The sequence below is a fragment of the Thiomonas sp. OC7 genome (assembly GCF_900634595.1).
Classification (GTDB): domain Bacteria; phylum Pseudomonadota; class Gammaproteobacteria; order Burkholderiales; family Burkholderiaceae_C; genus Thiomonas; species Thiomonas arsenitoxydans.
The window spans coordinates 1,876,145-1,895,086 of sequence record NZ_LR131953.1 but is presented as its reverse complement, the minus strand read 5'-3'; the positions used below and the strand labels follow the sequence as shown (position 1 = coordinate 1,895,086).

Sequence of the window (18,942 nt, the reverse complement as noted above, 5' to 3'; positions counted from 1 at the left end):
CCCCCGATTGCGGTCAAACTTCATGCGCCCATTGACTGCGAGCATAGGGCAGATTCGGCAAGATACCGGCCAAACAGGTCGTTTGGTGTGAAACTTCAGCGAGAAACCTCGGCAGGCTTCACATTTGCGCTCCAGTAATGCGGTTTCGCATCGCGCCAGGCGATGAAGGTGTCGGGCGCGGTGTCGCGCCACAGCAGCGCGCCCTGCTGGTCGGTGCGCCAGACGGCGATGCCGCGCTCGGCGTAGCGCGCCAGCACAGCGGGGTGGGGGTGGCCGTGCGGATTGCGGTAGCCCGCCTGCACCACCGCGGCGCGCGGCATCACCGTGTCGAGCAGAGCCTCGCTCGACGACGTCTTGCTGCCGTGATGCGGCGCCAGCAGCACGTCGGCATAGGGCAGTAGATCGGCGCGCTGCAGGGCGCGCTCCTGCGGCTGATCGACGTCGCCGGTGAGCAGCACCGAGGCGCCGCGCGCGGCCACATGCAGCACGCAGGAGCGGGCGTTGTCGCTGCTGGGGGCGTCGCCGGGCGGGGGGTTGACGATGCGGAAGTCCACGCCGTCCCAGCGCCAGTGCTGGCCGGCGGTGCAGGGCTGGCGCTGTTGCAGGCCGTAGCGGGCGGCGACGTCCGGTGGGGCCGAGGTGAGCAGATCGGCCTCGGGGTGGGCGCGGGCGAGGGTGGCTGCGCCACCCGCGTGATCGCTGTCGTCGTGACTCACCACCACGCGGTCGAGACGGCGTACGCCCAGGCTGTGCAGCAGCGGCAGCAGCACGCGGCCACCGGCGTCCACGCCCGGCGCCTGTCGCGGCCCGGTGTCGTACAGCAGGGTGTGCCGCGCGGTGCGCACCACTACCGCCATGCCCTGTCCGACATCGGCAAACCACACCTCCATCGCCCCGGTCTCGGGCGCTGTGCCGGGGTTGCTCGCCAGTGGCAGGAGCAGCAACAGACCGGGCGCGCGCAGCCGCCAGTTCCACGGCAGCGCCAGCGCCAGCACGCCGAGCGCGGCCAGCGCCAGCGTTAGACCGTCGGGCGCGGCGGCGTGCCACTGCGCCAGCGGCCAGTCGGCCATTTGGCGCAGCACCGCGTCCAGGCCCTGCTGCACCCAGGCCGCGAGCCGCCACGCCCAGCCGTCCAGCGGCGCGGGCAGCAGCAGGCCGCCGACCGCCAGCGGCGCAACCACCAGGGTGACCACGGGAATCGCCAGAGCATTGGCCAGCGGCGAGAGCACCGCGATTTGCTGAAAGAACAACAGCGTGAGCGGCAGCAGGGCGATAGTGGCCACCCACTGCGAGTGCGCGGCGCGGCGCAACGCCTGAGCGCCGCGCTGCAGCCGACTGGCGGGCGCGGCTTCAGCGGGGCCGCAGGCCAGCGCTGCGGTTTCCGGGTGCCTGCGGTTGCCCGCAACGAACAACATGCCCACCGCCACGAAAGACAGCCAGAACCCGGCCTGCCGAACCGCCCACGGATCCCACAGCAGCACGGCGGTCAGCGCCAGCGCCATCACGTCGCGCCAGTCGGCGCGCAGCCCCCGCTGGCGCAGCAACAGCACCACCGCGAGCATCAGCAGGGTGCGCTGCGCCGGCACGCCCCAGCCCGCGATGAACGCGTAGGCGGTGGCGATCAGCAGCGCGCCCCAGGCGGCGACGGTGGGGGCGGGAAGGGTCAGCGTCCAGGGATGACGCAGCCGGGCGCTCTGCCGCCACAAACCGCCCACGAGACCCAGCGCCAGCCAGGCCAGCAGGGTGATGTGCAGACCGGAAATACTCATCAGATGCGCGACGCCGGTGATGCGGTAAGTCGCCCAGTCTTGCGCGGAAATGGCGCTTTGATCGCCCAGAGCCAGCGCGATGACGGTGTCGGCAGCGGGGACGGAGTGATCGCTCCTCCCCCACGCCGTGGGGGAGGTAGGGAGGGGGTGAGGCGCGTTCTGCCCTTGCAGCGCGGTCATCATGCGCTGGCGCAGGTGGTCGCGCAGTTGCGCGATCCAGTCGGCAGGCGCGCGGCGAAGGCCGAGAAGCTGCGGGGGCGCGCCCATGCGGCTCACGGTTCCGGTAGCGCCGATGCCCTCGCGGAACAGCGTCAGTTCGGTGTCGTTGCCGCCCGGATTGGCGAGGCCATGCGGGCGCTTGAGGCGCACCGAAAACTGCCATTCCTGGCCGGGATGCACTCGCGGCGGAGCTTCAGCAGGGCCGGAACCGTTACGCCGCGCATACCAGCTCAGCGACACCTTGCTCGGTACCCCGGCCGGGGCGGGCGGGGTGATCGTGAGGACGAAGCGCGTGGCATCGGGGTAGAGCACCGGCAGCCCGGTCACCACGCCGCGCACCTGGATGACCTGGCTTTCGAGCGCCGGATCGAGGCGGTCGGCCAGCAGCGGAGTGGCGCGCCAGCCCGTCAACCCGAAAGCGAGCGCAAAACCGCCGCTGGCGAGCAGAAGTTCAAGGGCGATGCGTTGCCGCTTTTGCTTTTTGTTCGCCCAGCCGCCGTAGCGGCCCTGCCACAGCAGCAGCGCCGCAGTCAGTCCGATGCCTGCGGTCGCCATCACGCCGTAAATCGGCTGCGGCCAGAGCGCGGCCTGCGCGGTCTGCAGCGCACAGCCCAGCAGGACGGCAAGGGCAAAGGTCGGCAAGTCGGGTTCCTTCAGGCCGCAGGCAGAGGGTTTATCGCGGGGCGTCCCGGCGTTTTCCCGGGAGGGCGTCTTGATGCATCATAAAAAGCGGGCAGGGCGACGCGGTAGTTTTGCGGGTTTTACAAGTCTCTACAGTTGCGCGCCATCACATGGGCAAGCAGGTTAAGTTTGTATGGTTCAATTTCTGCAACAGATTTCGGGAGTCCCTGCATGAATCGGCAAGAACACACTTCTTTTCTGCGCTTGAGCGCAGTCGGTGCGGCGGCACTTGCGGCCCTCGGTGCGCTGACCCTGGCGGGATGCGCCACGCCGGTCAATCTCAACCAGCCGGTGCCGGTGCAGCAACTCAACCCGCCCACGCCGCGCGTCACGGTGCCGCCGTCGACCTACGCCCCCGTCACTCCGCAAGCGCCCCAGAGCGAAGCCCAGCCGCTGGCACCCTCCGCGCCCATCACCGTGCAGCCCCTGGGGCCGGCCGGTGTGGCCCCGGCCGCAAGCGCGCCCGCTGCGCCGCAGTTCGCGCCCCCAGCGCCCACGCCTGAAGTTTCGGCACCGCAGCCCAGTGCATCCGCCCTGCCGCCGGGCGCCGTGCGCTTCAACTGCCAGGACGGCAGCTCTTTCATCGCCACCTTCGGCGATGTGTCGGTCACGCTGCAAACCGCGCTGGGCAATCTCACCCTGGATCAGACCGTCTCCGCCGACGGCGCCCGCTATCGCAACAGCGCTTTCCAGGTTTGGTTCAAAGGCCGCCAGGCCACGGTGACCAACTTCCTGCAGAACACCAACACGGTGTGTCAGCAGCAGTGAGCGGCGCCGAAGGACCCCGGATAAATCTCACCACTTTTACTTCAAGATACAGACTGAAGGTGCTTACCCCCTTAAATTAGGGATGAATGCCAATTCCATGGCCATCGGCGTGAAATATTTCATGCGCTGGGCATGGTCAGGGGGGGCGTTACCGGCCAAGAACGGGCTGTTAGGGCGACTGGAAGGCAGGGCCTGCAAGCGGCCCGTCACCCATGGCAACCATCATCCTGGAGTCCACCGTGCAGCAATCCCGACGCCTATTCATCCAGAAAACCATCCTGACCTTGCCGGCGATCGGCACGTTGGCTTCTTGCGGGGGCGGGGCAAGCTCCTCCGGTCCGACGGCCCTGTCCACTGGCGCCCAGGCGAGTCCCAACAATGTGCAGCCGGTCGCCTCGGGCGGCAACACCATGCCGCCTGTGATGCCGACGACGACCGCGTCCAGCGCGCAGCAGACGCAGACAGCTCCAAGCAGCACGGCGCCTAGCCAGACCGCGCCAGCCACATCGCCACCAGCCGCGTCATCACAGTCACAGCCGACTTCGACGGCATCGTCAGCTCCCACCACTTCGCCCGCTTCACAGCAGACGCAACCAACGCAGACCACCACGACGTCGGCTCAGCCTTCTGAGCCCGCGTCGTCGCCTACGCAGGCAACGCAACAGGTTGCGTCCGGAACTGACTTATCTGCTGGGTTAAAACAATTTGGGCAGACGCCCATCCCCTACAGCAAACTGACAAAACCCGCCAAGGGCCAAACCATCAAAGATCCGGACACGGGCCTGCAGATCACTCGCATCACGGACTGTGTCAAGGACTTCAACAATCTGTGTGTCGCCCCGGCCTACCCCACGGCGATGGCCTGGAATTGCGATGAAACCCGCTTCATCCTTTACGTGCCCGGTTCGACGGCACAGGCCGGTGGGCAGCAGGGCTGGGCGATGTATGACGGCACGACCTACGCCTTCATCAAGTTCCTCGACATCAATCCGGGTGACGTGGAACAGTTCTACTGGGATCACGCCGACCCGGCCACGCTGCGCTATATCGACAACCACTCTGTGGGCAGCCAAAACCTGGCCGACCTCACGGCGATCAATGTGGAAACCGGGGCCAAGACCATCATCCACAGTTTTCTGCCCAACGGCTTGCCGCCGGGTTGTCCTTCCGGCACGCAAGGGGTGCGCTGCGGCTACCCGTTCGCTTTGGGCGTGAACGCGCAGGGGCAGCGCATCTGGGGCTTGGGCGCGTTTGGCACCAATGTGCCCAATGTGTCCGGCGAACTAGGCATGTGGGTGTTCGGCTTTAACGAGGCGACGGGGGCGTTCACGCTGTATGACCAGAGCATCGTGCCGCAACCGCAGGCGCGGGGATCGACGCCGTTCCCGTCGGTGTCCGGCAAGTTCTTCATCTGGAACGCTGCCGTGGGGCTGAATTCGCAGCCCACCACGCAAAGCGCCGTACTGGACGCCGCTACCGGCAAGCTGGTGCGCTGGGTGAACTTCGACACCAACGAGCACTGCGATACCGCGATGGATGCGAGCGGCAACGATCTGCTGGTGGGCTCGCAGTTCTCGCGCAACACCGGCGGCAACGGCAATGTGATTGTTTGCAACCTCAACACCGGAGCGGTGAGTAACGATGTGGGCGAGAGTAGCGGCTGGGGCTATCCCACGACGGGCAGCCTCAGCGGTTCGACCGCCTGGAAAAATCCGTCTTGGGTCGTCACCGGCATGACGGGCAACATCTACGGCACCGGCAGCAATGGGGTGGCCTCGCCCGGCAGTAACGGCAACAGCGGCCCGACGGCCAATCCCTGCACCATCCTCGACCAGGAGCTGATGATCACCAACCTGACCAGTGGCGTCACCTGGCGGCTGGCCCACCACCGCAGTACGGGCAACTGGAGCAACGCCTCGCAGAGCAACTACTGGGCGCAGCCGAACGTGACCTTCAGCACCAGCGGCACGCGCATTCTGTTCAACAGCGACTGGGGCGATGGCGATCCGAGCAATCCGGTAGTCAACCCCAATGCGGCGGTGGACACCTACGTGCTCATTCTGCCGTCCTACGCCTGACCGCGCGCAAGGCTTGCGCGCGCAAGTCCGCAAGCCCAAAGCGCCTATCGCTTCTCCCCCTGTTCACTCCTTCGCAGCCGCACTAGCATGACCTTGTCGGCATAAAGCCGACCGCCGTTCACAAGACGGCGTGCGGGCCGTGCTGAGACATGGCACCGCAATTGCCCGGCCAGCCTGATCGGCGGCCGATCGGTGACCCAACGGCGCGGCCTTTGAGCGGTGCGCGCCACACAAGGAGACAGGCGATGAACGCTCCCCTACCCGAGCACATCCGTCGTGCGCTGGCGACCATTTCGCTGGACGACAAATACACCCTAGATTCCGGCCGCGCCTTCATGAGCGGCATTCAGGCGCTGGTGCGTCTGCCCATGCTGCAGCGGCAGCGCGATGCCGCCGTCGGGCTCAACACCGCGGGCTTCATCTCGGGCTACCGCGGCTCGCCGCTGGGTGGCTACGACCAGGCGCTGTGGAAGGCCAAAAAAATCCTCGAGGCCAACAACGTGGTGTTCAAGCCCGGGGTCAACGAGGAACTGGCGGCCACCGCCGTCTGGGGTACGCAGCAGCTCGATCTGTTTCCCGATAAAAACAAATTCGACGGGGTGTTCGGCATCTGGTACGGCAAGGGCCCCGGCGTGGATCGCTGCTCGGATGTGTTCAAGCACGCCAACAGCGCTGGCACCGCGCGTCACGGCGGCGTGATCGCCGTGGCGGGCGATGACCATGTGGCCAAATCATCGACGCTGGCGCACCAGAGCGACCATATCTTCAAGGCTTGCGGGCTGCCGGTGTTCTTTCCCACCTCGGTGCAGGACATTCTCGATCTGGGCGTGCACGCCTTTGCCCTGAGCCGCTATGCCGGCGTCTGGTCGGGCATGAAGACCATCCAGGAAATCGTGGAGTCTTCGGCCACGGTCGATGTGGACGCCGACCGCGTGCGCATTCTGCTACCCGAAGACTTTGCCCTGCCGCCGGACGGCGTGCACATCCGCATCCCCGACACGCCGCTGGCCCAGGAGGCACGGCTGATGGATGTGAAGTGGTACGCGGCGCTGGCCTATATCCGCGCCAATCGCTTGAACCACACCGTCATCGACAGCCCGCACGCGCGGCTGGGCATCATGGCCTCGGGCAAGGCCTATAACGATACCCGTCAAGCCCTGAACGATCTCGGGCTGGACGTCCACACCTGCGCGCAGCTCGGCATCCGTCTGCACAAGGTCGCCGTGGTCTGGCCGCTCGAGGCGCAGCTCACCCGCGAATTCGCCACCGGGCTGCAGGAAATTCTGGTGGTGGAGGAAAAGCGCCAGGTCATCGAGTATCAGCTCAAGGAAGAGCTCTACAACTGGCGCGAAGACGTGCGGCCCAACGTCATCGGCAAGTTCGACGAAATCGCGGGAGACCGCACCGGCGGCGAATGGAGCCAGCCCAATCCCGGTGGTAACTGGCTGCTGCCCGCCAAGGCGGACCTCAATCCGGCGATCATCGCCCGCGCCATCGCCGCGCGGCTGGAGCGGCTGGGCATCCTGCGCGACGCCGGGGTGGATGTGCAGCGCCGCATCAGCGAACGGCTGGCGGTGATCGACGCGCGCGAGCGCACCCTGCAGGCGCCGGGCGCTAGTGCTCAGCGTCCGCCCTGGTTCTGCTCGGGCTGCCCGCACAACACCTCTACCCGCGTGCCCGAAGGCTCGCGCGGCATGGCCGGTATCGGCTGCCATTACATGGTGGTGTGGATGGACCGTGCCACGCAGACCTTCAGCCAGATGGGCGGCGAGGGCGTGGCCTGGGTGGGCCAGGCGCCGTTCACCACCGACAAGCATGTGTTCGTCAATCTGGGCGATGGCACCTATTACCACTCGGGGCTGCTCGCCATCCGCCAAGCCATCTCCGCCGGGGTGAATGCCACCTACAAGATTCTGTTCAATGATGCCGTGGCGATGACGGGCGGGCAGCCGGTCGAAGGCGGCCTGACCGTGCCGCAGATCAGCCGCGAGCTCGAGGCAGAAGGCGTGCGCCGCATCGTGGTGGTCACCGACGAGCCGCAGAAGTACGACAACGCCGTCGGCTTGGCCAGCGGGGCAACGGTGCGCCACCGCGACGATCTCGATGCCATTCAGCGCGAGTTGCGCGAAGAGGCTGGCATCACCGTCATCATCTACGACCAGACCTGCGCCACTGAAAAGCGTCGCCGCCGCAAACGCGGGCTGATGGTCGATCCGGCGCGGCGCGTGGTCATCAACCCGCTGGTTTGCGAAGGCTGCGGCGACTGTTCCGATCAGAGCAACTGCCTGTCGGTCGAGCCGCTGGAAACCGAATTCGGCCGCAAGCGCAGCATCAACCAGAGCAGCTGCAACAAAGACTTTTCCTGCCTCAAGGGCTTCTGCCCCAGCTTCGTCACGGTAGAAGGCGGCACGCTGCGCAAACCCAAGCCGCAGCCGGGGGCCGATCTGGCTTCCATGCCCGAACTGCCTCAGCCCGAGGTGCCCGACCCGGTGCGTGACGATGTGGCGGGCGGCGGCAGCTACGGCATCGTCGTCGCGGGTGTCGGCGGCACCGGCGTTATCACCATCGGCCAGTTGCTCGGCATGGCCGCGCACATCGAGGGCAAGGGCGTGGTCACGCAGGACGCCGCCGGGCTGGCGCAAAAAGGCGGCGCGACCTGGAGCCATGTGCTGATCGCGAATGACCCGCAGCAGATCGTCACCACCCGGGTCGGCACGGCCGAGGCCGAACTGATTCTCGGCTGCGACCCCATCGTCACTGCCGACCGCGAAACCCTGGCGCGCGTGCGCGAAGGCCGCACCTTCGTCGCGATCGACACCCACAGCACGCCCACCGCCGCCTTCGTTCACAACCCCGATTGGCAGTTTCCCGACGCTGCCTGCCACAAGACCATTGAACAGGCCGCTGGCGCCGACCATGTGGCGGGGTTCGACTGTGTGCGCGCCGCCGAGAAGTTGCTGGGCGACGCCATTTACGCCAACCCCATGCTGCTGGGCTTCGCCTGGCAGAAGGGCTGGGTGCCGCTGGGCCATGCCGCGCTGATGCGCGCCATCGAGCTCAACGCGGTGCAGGTCGAGAAGAACAAGGCGGCGTTCGAATGGGGCCGCCATGCGGCGCACGATCCGCAGGGCATCGCCGCGCTGAGTGCTGCAGAGCAAGTCATTCAACTGGTCAAGCGTCCCAGCCTGGACGAAATCATTCAGCGCCGGGTGGAGTTCCTCACCGGCTACCAGAACGCTGCCTACGCCCGGCAGTACGCCGACTTCGTCGCGCAAGTGCGCGCTGCGGAAGCGCCGCTGGGCTCCACCGCGCTCACCACGGCGGTCGCGCAAAATCTGTTCAAGCTCATGGCCTACAAAGACGAGTACGAAGTGGCGCGGCTGCAGTCCGACCCGGCGTTTGCCAAACAACTGCAAGAGCAGTTCGAGGGCGATTTCAAGCGCCATTACTACCTGGCCCCGCCGCTGTGGAGCAAGCGCAATGCCAAGGGCGAACTCATCAAGCGCGAGTTCGGCCCTTGGATGGGGACGGCATTCAAGCTGCTCGCGCCGCTCAAGGTGCTGCGCGGCACCGCGCTCGACCCCTTCGGCCATACGGCGGAACGCAAGCAGGAACGCGCCCTGATCGGCCAATACCGCGAGACGATTGCCGAATTGCTGCGCGGCCTCGACGCCAACAGCCCGCCCGAGCGCCTGCAGCTCGCCACGCAGATCGCCCGTCTGCCCGACGGCATCCGCGGCTACGGCCACATCAAGCAGCGCCATCTGGCGCAAGTGCTGCCGCAGTGGGAGGCGCTGATGCGCAAGTGGCGGCAAGTGACGGCGGGTGTCTCGTCTCCAGACTCCCAGACCGTGCCAGAGACCGTGGCTTGATGTATGTGCCATCCTTCCGGGCGGGTTCGTTGAAACGGCATAATTCGCGCCATTCGAGTGCCCCCGGGGTCGGCTTGCCGACCCGCCCCCCATGGGGGTCAAGGAAACTTGGGGCGGCCCGGCGTTTCCTTGAAGGGGAGGGGCATCGTGCTCTGGAAAAATGGCAGACGCAGTGACAACGTCGAAGATCAGCGGGCTTCCGGGCCTCGGCCCAGCGGGCGGGGCGGGCTTGTGGGCGGCGGCATTGGCACCATCGTGCTGGCGCTGGTGGCGCTGTATTTCGGGGTCGACCCGAGTGTGGTGCTCAATCAGGTGGCGCAGCAGCAGACGCAGCAATCCACGCAGCAAGCCCCTGCCGCGCTGACCGCCAAGGATCAGCAGGACAAGGAGTTTCTCTCCGTGGTGCTGGCCGATACCGAAGACACCTGGGGCGCGCTGTTCCAGCAGGCGGGGCGGCAGTATGTCGATCCCAAGCTGGTGCTGTTTTCCGGCGCGGTGCAGTCGGCCTGCGGCTACGCGCAGGCAGCCACCGGGCCGTTCTACTGCCCGGCGGACCAGAAGCTGTATCTCGATACCCAGTTTTTCCAGGAGTTGCAGCAGCGCCTTGGCGCGAAGGGCGACTTCGCCGAGGCGTATGTGATCGCGCATGAAGTCGGCCACCATGTGCAGAATCTGCTGGGCGTGGAGAGCAAGGTGCGCGACGCCATGCAGCGCAGCAGCCCCGCTCGCGCCAACGCCCTGCTGGTGCGGCTGGAGCTGCAGGCCGATTGCTACGCCGGGGTCTGGGCCTATCACGCGCAGAACGAGCGCAAGGTGCTGGAGCCGGGCGATGTGGAAGAGGCCATCAACGCGGCCGAGGCCGTGGGTGACGACCGGCTGCAAAAGCTGGCGCACGGCTATGTGGTGCCCGATTCGTTCACCCACGGCACCTCGGCGCAACGCGCGCGCTGGTTCCAGACCGGCTTCGCCAGCGGGCGGCCGCAGGTCTGCGATACCTTCAACGCCTCTCAGCTCTGAGCCATGCCCGTAACCTGGATGACGGCCATCGGCGCCGCCTTGCCGTATATCGAGTCGGTGGCGAAACTTGCGTTGCCGGTGTTCAAGCAACGCAAGTCAGACAAAGAGGCGGCCGATACGCAGCAGAAGCAGATCGAGGAATTGCAGACGGCCGTGACCCACAACGCCGAACACGTGCGGGCGCTCGCACAGCAACTGCAAACCACGGTCACCGCGCTGGAGCAGGCTGGCCTGCAACTCGCCGAGGCGCAGCGCAAACAGCAGCGCTGGGCCGCACTGGCGCTGAGCCTGGGCGCCGTGGCTTTGGTGCTGGCCCTCGCCGCGTTGCTGCGCTGAAGCGCCGCGGTTGGCTGCGGTCGGCAAAGAGTTTCTGTTTGCCGTGCGGGAGGAATGCAGGGATCTGCACCCGGCCCTGCAGCAGGTCAACCCGTCCGCCCGCCTGCCTGTCGCCGGGCGCGGGTTGCGACACCGTGTCGCACTCCTTTGGCCTGCATCAACCCTGGAGGCCGCCACGCCCCGTAACCTGATTACAGATTGTTGCGCTGCAAACTCTTTCATCGCAGCGCTGAAAAGGAACGGGTATGAACAAGAAGATGGGGTGGCGTGTCATGCTGGCCGGGCTGCTGGCTGCGCAATGCGGTTTGGCGGTGGCGGCCCAATTTTCCGACCAGGAGGTGCAGCGTGGCGCGTATCTGGCCCGCGCGGGTGATTGCGTGGCCTGCCATACGGCGCCGGGCGGCAAGCCCTTTGTCGGCGGTCTGAAGATGGTCATGCCCATGGGCGCGATCTATTCCTCCAACATCACCCCGGACAAGACGCACGGCATCGGCAACTACAGCTTCGAACAGTTCGACCGTGCGGTGCGCCATGGTGTGGCGCCGGGCGGCAAATACCTCTACCCGGCCATGCCGTATCCGTCGTACGCGCGCGTCACGCCGCAGGACATGCACGCGCTGTATGCCTATTTCATGCAAGGCGTGGCGCCAAACCCCACGCCCAACCGCAAACCCGATATGGTGTGGCCGATGACCATCCGCTGGCCGCTGGCGATCTGGAACTGGCTGTTCGTGCGCGACACGGTGTTCAAACCCGATCCCAAGCAGAGCGCGCAGTGGAACCGCGGCGCGTATCTGGTCGAAGGGTTGGGGCATTGCGGCGCCTGCCATACGCCGCGCGGGCTGTTCTTCCAGGAAAAAGCGCTGAGCGCCAACGGGCCGGGCGGCAGGCTCTACCTCACCGGCGGTACGGTGGAGCACTGGTATGCCAGCAATCTGCGCAGCGCCTGTCTGCAGAAAACCCTCAGCGCGCAGGACTTCGCGCTGTTGCTGCAAACGGGTAGCGCTCAGAATTACACCGTGGCGGGCGGCATGACCGAGGTCATCCACCACAGCACCCAGCACCTCGACCATGAGGATCTGCTCGCCATGGGCGTTTATCTCAAATCGTTGCCCTCCGAGACCAGCGCGCAGGTAGCGGGCACCCAGCCCGACCCCGCTGCGGTGCAGCGCGGCAAGGCGCTGTATAACCAGCATTGCGTGGCTTGCCACCAACCCAACGGCCAGGGCGTGCCCGCCGCCTTTCCCAGCCTGGTGGCCAATCCCTCTGTGCAGTGCATCAACCCGACCAACGCCATCCACGTCATTCTGGCCGGGGCGAGCACCGCGGTGACGGCATCAGCCCCCGCGCCGATGGTCATGCCGCCGTTCGGCGCGCAACTCGGCGATCAGCAGATCGCCGATCTGGTGACCTACATCCGCACCAGCTGGGGCAACGCTGCCGAGCCGGTCTCGGCCGAGCAGGTCAAGGAGTTGCGGCGCGCCATCGACTCGCACTGATCGCCACGGGCCAGGGTCAGTCGCAGTGGCAGCGTGGCAGCGCTGCGACAATGCGCTGCATGGCCCGATCCGGCGCGCTGCAGCGCATTCTCACCCTGGGGGCGCTCACCGCCTTCGCCCCCATGTCCATCGACATGTACCTGCCGGGCTTCACCGCCCTGCAGCATGATCTGCACACCACGCCCGAGGCAGTACAGCGCACGCTGGTGGTGTTTTTTGTCGGATTGGCGCTGGGTCAGGCATTCTGGGGGCCGGTGTCCGACCGCTATGGCCGCAAGCGGCCGCTGCTCATCGGCATCGCGCTTTACGTTCTGGCCTCGCTGGGCTGCGCCATGGCGGCCTCGATGGATGCCTTGATGCTGTGGCGACTCTTGCAGGCACTGGGCGGCTGTGCGGGCATCGTGATTGCGCGCAGCATGGTGCGCGATCTTTACGCCCCGGTTGACGCCGCGCGGGTGTTCTCGCGGCTGACCCTGGTGCTTGGCGCTGCCCCCATTCTGGCGCCGCTGGCGGGTGCGGCCCTCGTGCAGGCCTGGGGCTGGCGGGCGATTTTTCTGGTGCTCTCAGCCTTCGGCGTGGCCTGCCTGCTGGCCGCGCTAGCGCTGCCGGAGTCGCTGGCGCCGGGGGCTCGCAGCAATGCCCAGCAGCACCCGGTGCGCAATGCCCTGCGCACTTATTTCGATCTGTTGCGCGATCGGCGCTTCATCGGTTTTGCCCTCAGCGGGGCACTAGGGCAGTCGGCCATGTTTGCCTACATCGCCGCTGCGCCGTTCGTGTTCATGCAGGTATTCGGACTGAGTTCGGCGCAGTTCGCCTGGGTGTTCGGCGCCAATGCCCTGGGCCTGATTGCCGCGTCGCAGATCAATCATGCGCTGCTGGCTCGCGTGGGCAGCGGCGTGCTGTTGCACTGGGCCTTGCTCAGTCTGACGGTCTGGGCGAGCGTGATGTTGGCGCTTGCCGTGTTCAAGGTGGGCGGTTTATGGGGCGTGGTCATTCCCCTGTTCATCGCCCTGTCCAGCCTGGGTTTTTCGTTTCCCAACGCCACGGCGCTGGCGCTGGCGCATCAGACGGGCCGCGTGGGCAGCGCGGCGGCCCTGATGGGCAGCCTTCAGTTCACACTGGCGGCGGCCAGCGGCTCGGCCGTGGGCATGATCGCCGCCCACAGCGCCTTGCCGATGGCCGCCGTGTTCTGTGCGTTTGCGGGCCTGGCCTTGTGGGTGAACCAGCGCCTTGCGCCGCGTTGACGCAGGCCTCGTTCAGAGCGCGGCGATTGCCTGCTCTAGTTCTGCAAAGCTCTGCATCTGGCCGCTGGCCTGCAGTTCGATCCCCAGTTGCCGACCGATGCGCACCGCCGAGAAAATGCCGCGCACCACGGGTTTGCCGTCGGCTTCCAGCACCAGCGCATGCTGACGGCCGGAGTGACGCAGGGTGAGCACGATTTCAGCCACGGTAGAGCGCAGCACTTCGGCGTAATCGAGCACTTCGATGTGCTGCTGCGGCACCATGCATTGCGCCACGGTGACCGCGTCGCGCGGAATCTGGTTTTCGGTGGCGGCGCGTACCGGCTTTTCGCCCATCAGGTCGCGCGCGGTGATCAGGCCGACGACGTGCCGCGCGGAGTTAGTGACCAGCAGCAGACGCACCCCGGCGTGCATCATCTTTTGCAGCGCTTGGTTGGCGGACGCGTCGGCTTCGGTGGTGAAGGCCGGGGTGTGGCGCAGGTCGGTCATCACATCGGTGGCCGGAGAGTCAGGGGTGACACTGCCGGGGCGGCCGTGGTCGAACTCGATCACGGGTGTGCCTGCGGGAAGGGGGTGATGATGCAGAGGGCGTTGAGTGGACATGAGGGTTCTCTCCCAGAAAAGGACCAGCGTTTGCTGCACTGCAATACGCTTTCGATGCACCCAATTTAGTCCGTGCTGCGCCAGGCTGTTGTATCGAAATGTCGAATCCGCCGCCGAATGCGACATATGCGCCATTTCATCCGCCAATGCGGGCGTTCAGAAATCGAGCGGGTCGACATCGACTGCCCAGCGCACCCGAGAGCGCAGGGCGGTGAGCTCGGCGCGCCACTGCGAAAGCAGGCTCTGCAACGCGCCGCGATGGCTGCCTTCGATCAGCATCTGCAGGCGGTGCACATCGGCCATGCGGGCGAGCGTGGCGGGAATGGGGGGATAGACGGTCACGCCCAGCGCCTCGGCCAAGGGCGCGGCGAGTTGCTGCGCCTGCGCCAGAAACTCGACCACGGCGTCGATATTCCGGTGTTCCGCGCGCAGCAAAGCCTGATAGGAAAACGGCGGCATGCCGCCGCGCTCGCGCTCGATGAGTTCGGCCTGCGCAAAACCGGGATAGTCGTGCGCCACCAGCGCGCGGTACAGCGGATGTTCGGGGTGGGCGGTCTGCACCAGCATCTCGGGGGTGGAGGCGGGGGTATCGCCCTGGGGCGGCAAGGCGCGGCCCGCCCGCCCGGCCGCCTGCATGAGTTGGGCGAACAGACGCTCGGGGCCGCGCGGATCGTGGGTGAACAGTCCGGCATCGGGGTTGAGTGCGGCGACCAAGGTGACTTTCTGGAAGTCGTGGCCCTTGGTCACCATTTGCGTGCCCACCAGAATGTCCACTTCACCGGCGTGGACGCTGTCGAAACGGCTCGCCGCCGCGCCTTTGCGGCGCGTGCTGTCGGCGTCGATGCGGGCGATGCGGGCCTCGGGATATTTTTCGGCCAGCGCCTCTTCCACCCGCTGCGTGCCCTTGCCCACGGGCTGCAGATCGAGGCTGCCGCAGCCCGGACAGGCGCGCGGCACGGCGGCCTGGTAGCCGCAGTGGTGGCAGCGCAGGGTGCGGTCGGTGCGGTGAAACACCAGATGCGCGTCGCAGTGCGGGCAGTCCGACATCCAGCCGCAGTCGGGGCAGCTCAACACCGGGGCATAGCCGCGGCGGTTGAGAAACAACAGGCTTTGCTCGCCGCGCGCGAGCCGCTGGCGCAGCGCGGCGTCGAGTGTCTGGCCGATCAGCGTGCCGCTGGCGCGCAGCGTCGGGTCGCGCCGGGTGTCGGCGATGCGCACGCTGGGCAGCACCCCGGTGGCGCGCTGTTTCAAGGTGAGCAACTGGTAGCGCCCGGTCTGCGCGGCCCGCCAGCTTTCCAGCGAGGGTGTGGCCGAGCCGAGCACGACGGCAATGCCGAGTTGCTGCGCCCGCCATAGCGCCAGGTCGCGGGCGGAATAGCGCGCGCCTTCCTGCTGTTTGTAGGACGGGTCGTGCTCTTCGTCGACCACGATGAGCCGCAACGTCGGCAGCGAAGCCAGCACCGCCAGCCGGGTGCCGAGCACGATGCGCGCCGCGCCGTTGTGGGCCGCCAGCCAGTGTCGCAGCCGCTGCCCTTCCGACAGGCCGCTGTGCAAAACGGCGAGGTGCTCTGCGCCGAAGCGTTGCTCGAAACGGCCCACCAGTTGCGGCGTGAGATTGATTTCGGGCGTCAGCACCAACACCTGCGCTTCGGGCTCGCGCTGCAACACCTGCGCCGCAGCGTGCAGATAAACCTCGGTCTTGCCACTGCCGGTCACGCCAAACAAGAGGAAGGGCGAAAAGCCCGAACTGGCGGCGATGGCTTCGAGCGCCTGCGCCTGCTCTGGGTGCAGCGTGGGCGCAGCGGCCGATGCGGCCGGGTTCGGCGAGACGGGGGCGGCTGCGGTGGCTTCCACCCAGCCCGAGCCCTCCCAGTCGGCCAGCACCTTGACGGCTTGCGGATGCAAGCGCCGCGCCTCGGTCAGGCTGAGGCACGGCAGCGTCGAGGCAGCAGGAGTTTCCCCCGCTTCAGCGACGCCGAGTGCGCGCGCCAGCCGCCAGAGCGCCACGCTGCGCGGCGCAATCTGGCCGGGCAAGGCCGACAGGCCCGCTGCGGTGCAGCGATAGCTCGTGTTCGAAGATCGAGGCGGCGCGGCCGTTCCCTCGCCGGGTTGGCGGTTGCGCAACTGGGCGGGCAGGGCCGCGCCGATGACTTCCCCCAGCGCGCGCTGGTAATACCGCGCGACGAACTGCATCAAGTCCAGCCAGGCGGGGGCCAGCGGGGTGAGGGCGGTGTGCGCTGCGGCAATGGGGCGCAGCACGGCGAGACGGGCTGCGTCCGGCTGCGGTACCAGCGCCATCACCACCCCGCTGACGGTCTGGCGTCCCAGAGGAACGCGTACCAGCGTGCCCGGCGCCAGCGGCGCCTGAGCGCTGTAATCGAGTGGCGGCAGGCCCGGCGCGTCGACGGCAACCTGTAGAACGACGGACATGGGTAGTGCGTAGCGGGTTGAGGTCGGCGTTCGAAACGGGCGCTAAGTCGGCGTCAGATCAGGAGTTATTCTGGATCAAAACAGGGTGTGGATAACTCTGTGCATCAATACCATGCGCCAGGACGGCAGCCTTGTGGATAAGCCTGTGCAGAAAAATTTACCGAATTGTGAAATATCGAAAAAATCAAGATAAATCAATGAATTAAGCGAGAAGATCTAAAGCTAAATCTGTGATCAACTTGCTGCGGTGCAAGCTGACCAAAAATGTGCATAAGCCAATTTGTCAAGCTTGACAAATCAGAATTTCCCTTGCAGCGCGAGGTATCGCCGGGCAGCGACAGAGGGGCGCGCCGGGGAGCTGGCCGCGAGCCTGAACGCAGCCAGCTTCACCCGTTCAGGACGCGCTGCGGTGCAAGGCCCGGCTGTGGGTGTGCACCGCTTCGACCAGCGCCGACACATGCTCGGGCGGGGTGAATTGCGAAATGCCGTGTCCGAGATTGAACACATGGCCTGCGCCCGCGCCGACCGGGCCGAAACTGTGCAGCAGCCGTTGCACTTCTTTTTCGATGGCGGCGGGCGGGGCGAACAGTACGTTGGGGTCGAGATTGCCTTGCAGCGCCACGCGCTGGCCCACGCGGGCGCGGGCCTGGGCGAGCGAAGTCGTCCAGTCGAGCCCGAGCGCGTCGGCGCCGGTGTCGGCCATGGCTTCGAGCCACTGGCCGCCGCCCTTGGTAAACAGAATCACGGGCACGTCGGTCTGAGGCGCCCGCTGTTTGAGCGCGGCGATGACCTGCTGGCTGTAGGCGAGTGAAAATTCTTGAAAAGCGCCGTCGGCCAGCACACCGCCCCAGCTATCGAAAATCATCACGGCTTGCGCGCCGGCGTCGATCTGCGCGGCCAGATACTGCGCCACCGCTTCGGCGTTGACCGCGAGAATGCGGTGCATCAGATCGGGGCGGGAATACAGCATCGTCTTGACGGTGCGGTAGTCGTCGCTGCCGCCGCCTTCGACCATATAACAGGCCAGCGTCCAGGGGCTGCCGGAAAAACCGATCAGCGGCACGCGCTGGGTGCCGTTCTGCACCAGCGCGCGCCGGATTTCGCTGACGGCGTCGAACACGTAGCGCAGCTTGTCCATGTCGGGCACGGCGAGCGCGGCCACATCGGCCTCGGTGCGCAGCGGGCGATCGAATTTCGGCCCTTCGCCCGCCTCGAAGCGCAGGCCCAGGCCCATGGCGTCTGGCACGGTGAGAATGTCGGAAAACAGAATGGCCGCGTCCAGCGCGTAGCGGTCGATCGGCTGGAGCGTCACCTCGGTGGCGAAGTGCGGGTTCTGCGCCAGGCTGAGAAAACTCCCGGCGCGGGTGCGGGTGGCGTTGTATTCCGGTAGGTAGCGCCCGGCCTGGCGCATGAGCCAAAGCGGGGTGTAGTCGGTGGGCTGGCGGCGCAGAGCGCGCAGGAAGGTGTCGTTGGCAATGGGTGCAGTCATGGACGGTATTGTCGCAAACTGCAGGCGCAGCCCAGCGCGCGTTTTGCTCTGGATGTTTCAACCCGGATGCTCTGTGGGGACAAGGGACGACGGCGCGGGTGCGCCAGTAGCGTTTGTCATCATGGTCGCCACAGGCCGGGGTGGATCATCCGGGTTCAATCCATGCCGAATTCCCTGCGTTTGAGATAAAGATCGCCCAAGGTGCCGATGACTTGATTGGAAATGCGGGCGTACTCGCCTCCGCCTTGCAATTGCTGCAGCGCCTCTTGTCGTTGATTGGCCAAAGCCTGGCGGGCGACATCGGCGGCCACGCGATGAAATGCGGCGTGTTCTTCGAACAGCCGTGTGAACAAGCGCTGCGTGTCGGTACTCAGCGCCGGACGGCTTTCGCGAATGCGATAGAGCCACTTGCCCAGATCGCAGCGGTTGTCCAGCGCGATGGTGTCCGGGTCGAGGGTGGAGCAGGCGCCGCTGACACAATCGTGCAACCGCTTCTTCCACGCTTTGTGGGCGTTTGTCGCCGAAAAAAAGTTCAGTTCCATACGGGTTGGGTTGACGATAGTTTGGCAGATGGCCCAAATATAGTTGTCAGGATGAAACTTTACAATTCGGCGATGCGCCTTGGGCTGAGGGGCTTCAAAATTCGGAAGGCGAGAGGCCAAGTTTCCACCCAAGCGATGTTTTTCAGCATCGCCCTACGATAGGCTGCACCTCTTTATCAACCCGGGAGGAACTGTGCAACAAGAACCCAAACACGGACCAAGATTCTGGTTGGGCAACGGCATTCTGGCGCTGGCCGCGGTGTTTCTGCTGTTCATCGACCAGGCGGCGCAATGGCTGGGCACGGGGGCGGTCGCGCTCTGGATGGGGCTGGTCGCTGTGGGCGTCTATCTCATCGTCAAAGACGGGCGATGAGAGGCCGGGATGAGACGCCCGGGAA

General features: G+C 66.2%; 13 protein-coding genes. 8 read left to right on the top strand and 5 right to left on the bottom strand.

Annotated elements, in window-relative coordinates:
- Nucleotides 1-95 precede the first annotated feature (95 nt).
- The gene (locus BIO17B3_RS09145; protein WP_232054235.1) at nt 96-2,630 is read right to left on the bottom strand and encodes a DNA internalization-related competence protein ComEC/Rec2; all 2,535 of its coding nucleotides are present in this window, start codon (nt 2,628-2,630) and stop codon (nt 96-98) included.
- 210 nt (nt 2,631-2,840) lie between these two features.
- Between BIO17B3_RS09145 and BIO17B3_RS09140 the strand changes: the two genes are divergently transcribed.
- The 7 genes from BIO17B3_RS09140 (at nt 2,841) to BIO17B3_RS09110 (ending at nt 13,483) form a co-directional block, all read left to right on the top strand.
- Complete coding sequence (locus BIO17B3_RS09140; protein ID WP_156053805.1) at nt 2,841-3,437, top strand: MliC family protein; 597 nt, start codon at nt 2,841-2,843, stop codon at nt 3,435-3,437.
- Nucleotides 3,438-3,649: 212 nt separating this feature from the next.
- Entirely contained in the window at nt 3,650-5,515 is a 1,866-nt protein-coding gene (locus tag BIO17B3_RS09135) for a hypothetical protein (RefSeq protein WP_156053804.1), read from the top strand.
- A gap of 245 nt (nt 5,516-5,760) precedes the next feature.
- Nucleotides 5,761-9,387 carry an indolepyruvate ferredoxin oxidoreductase family protein gene (locus BIO17B3_RS09130; protein WP_156053803.1) on the top strand — a complete coding sequence of 1,209 codons (3,627 nt, stop codon included), beginning with the start codon at nt 5,761-5,763 and terminating at the stop codon, nt 9,385-9,387.
- A 147-nt stretch (nt 9,388-9,534) separates the two neighbouring features.
- Nucleotides 9,535-10,404: a neutral zinc metallopeptidase gene (locus BIO17B3_RS09125; RefSeq protein WP_156053802.1), complete on the top strand. Its 870-nt coding sequence runs from the start codon at nt 9,535-9,537 to the stop codon at nt 10,402-10,404.
- Nucleotides 10,405-10,407: 3 nt separating this feature from the next.
- Nucleotides 10,408-10,740 (top strand): chemotaxis protein, encoded by a 333-nt coding sequence (locus BIO17B3_RS09120; RefSeq protein WP_156053801.1) that lies wholly within the window; start codon nt 10,408-10,410, stop codon nt 10,738-10,740.
- Between the two features lie 245 nt (nt 10,741-10,985).
- Nucleotides 10,986-12,239 (top strand): cytochrome c, encoded by a 1,254-nt coding sequence (locus tag BIO17B3_RS09115; RefSeq protein ID WP_156053800.1) that lies wholly within the window; start codon nt 10,986-10,988, stop codon nt 12,237-12,239.
- Nucleotides 12,240-12,298: 59 nt separating this feature from the next.
- Nucleotides 12,299-13,483 (top strand): multidrug effflux MFS transporter, encoded by a 1,185-nt coding sequence (locus tag BIO17B3_RS09110; RefSeq protein WP_156053799.1) that lies wholly within the window; start codon nt 12,299-12,301, stop codon nt 13,481-13,483.
- Nucleotides 13,484-13,495: 12 nt separating this feature from the next.
- On the opposite strand, the gene BIO17B3_RS09105 is transcribed toward BIO17B3_RS09110, so the two are convergent.
- The 4 genes from BIO17B3_RS09105 to BIO17B3_RS09090 all read right to left on the bottom strand — a co-directional run bounded on the left by BIO17B3_RS09105 (nt 13,496) and on the right by BIO17B3_RS09090 (nt 18,544).
- Nucleotides 13,496-14,083, bottom strand: a complete 588-nt coding sequence (locus tag BIO17B3_RS09105) for a CBS domain-containing protein (RefSeq protein WP_156053798.1) — start codon at nt 14,081-14,083, stop codon at nt 13,496-13,498.
- Between the two features lie 156 nt (nt 14,084-14,239).
- Nucleotides 14,240-16,513 carry a primosomal protein N' gene (locus BIO17B3_RS09100; RefSeq protein ID WP_156053797.1) on the bottom strand — a complete coding sequence of 758 codons (2,274 nt, stop codon included), beginning with the start codon at nt 16,511-16,513 and terminating at the stop codon, nt 14,240-14,242.
- A gap of 394 nt (nt 16,514-16,907) precedes the next feature.
- Nucleotides 16,908-18,002, bottom strand: coding sequence for a uroporphyrinogen decarboxylase (hemE, locus tag BIO17B3_RS09095; RefSeq protein WP_156053796.1), 1,095 nt, complete (start codon nt 18,000-18,002; stop codon nt 16,908-16,910).
- 155 nt (nt 18,003-18,157) lie between these two features.
- A complete protein-coding gene (locus BIO17B3_RS09090) occupies nt 18,158-18,544 on the bottom strand; it encodes a CZB domain-containing protein (RefSeq protein WP_156053795.1) in 387 nt (128 codons plus the stop codon).
- A 193-nt stretch (nt 18,545-18,737) separates the two neighbouring features.
- On the opposite strand from BIO17B3_RS09090, the gene BIO17B3_RS09085 reads away from it, so the two are divergent.
- On the top strand, nt 18,738-18,917 hold the full coding sequence (locus BIO17B3_RS09085; RefSeq protein ID WP_156053794.1) for a hypothetical protein: 180 nt from the start codon (nt 18,738-18,740) through the stop codon (nt 18,915-18,917).
- The last annotated feature ends 25 nt before the right edge of the window (nt 18,918-18,942 follow it).

What these genes read in the sequence shown, in the direction of transcription:
- BIO17B3_RS09140 (WP_156053805.1), top strand. Translation starts at nt 2,841, where the DNA reads ATGAATCGGCAAGAACACACTTCTTTTCTGCGCTTGAGCGCAGTCGGT.
- BIO17B3_RS09135 (WP_156053804.1), top strand. Translation starts at nt 3,650, where the DNA reads ATGGCAACCATCATCCTGGAGTCCACCGTGCAGCAATCCCGACGCCTA.
- BIO17B3_RS09130 (WP_156053803.1), top strand. Translation starts at nt 5,761, where the DNA reads ATGAACGCTCCCCTACCCGAGCACATCCGTCGTGCGCTGGCGACCATT.
- BIO17B3_RS09120 (WP_156053801.1), top strand. Translation starts at nt 10,408, where the DNA reads ATGCCCGTAACCTGGATGACGGCCATCGGCGCCGCCTTGCCGTATATC.
- BIO17B3_RS09115 (WP_156053800.1), top strand. Translation starts at nt 10,986, where the DNA reads ATGAACAAGAAGATGGGGTGGCGTGTCATGCTGGCCGGGCTGCTGGCT.
- BIO17B3_RS09110 (WP_156053799.1), top strand. Translation starts at nt 12,299, where the DNA reads ATGGCCCGATCCGGCGCGCTGCAGCGCATTCTCACCCTGGGGGCGCTC.
- BIO17B3_RS09105 (WP_156053798.1), bottom strand. Translation starts at nt 14,083, where the DNA reads ATGTCCACTCAACGCCCTCTGCATCATCACCCCCTTCCCGCAGGCACA.
- BIO17B3_RS09100 (WP_156053797.1), bottom strand. Translation starts at nt 16,513, where the DNA reads ATGTCCGTCGTTCTACAGGTTGCCGTCGACGCGCCGGGCCTGCCGCCA.
- hemE (WP_156053796.1), bottom strand. Translation starts at nt 18,002, where the DNA reads ATGACTGCACCCATTGCCAACGACACCTTCCTGCGCGCTCTGCGCCGC.
- BIO17B3_RS09090 (WP_156053795.1), bottom strand. Translation starts at nt 18,544, where the DNA reads ATGGAACTGAACTTTTTTTCGGCGACAAACGCCCACAAAGCGTGGAAG.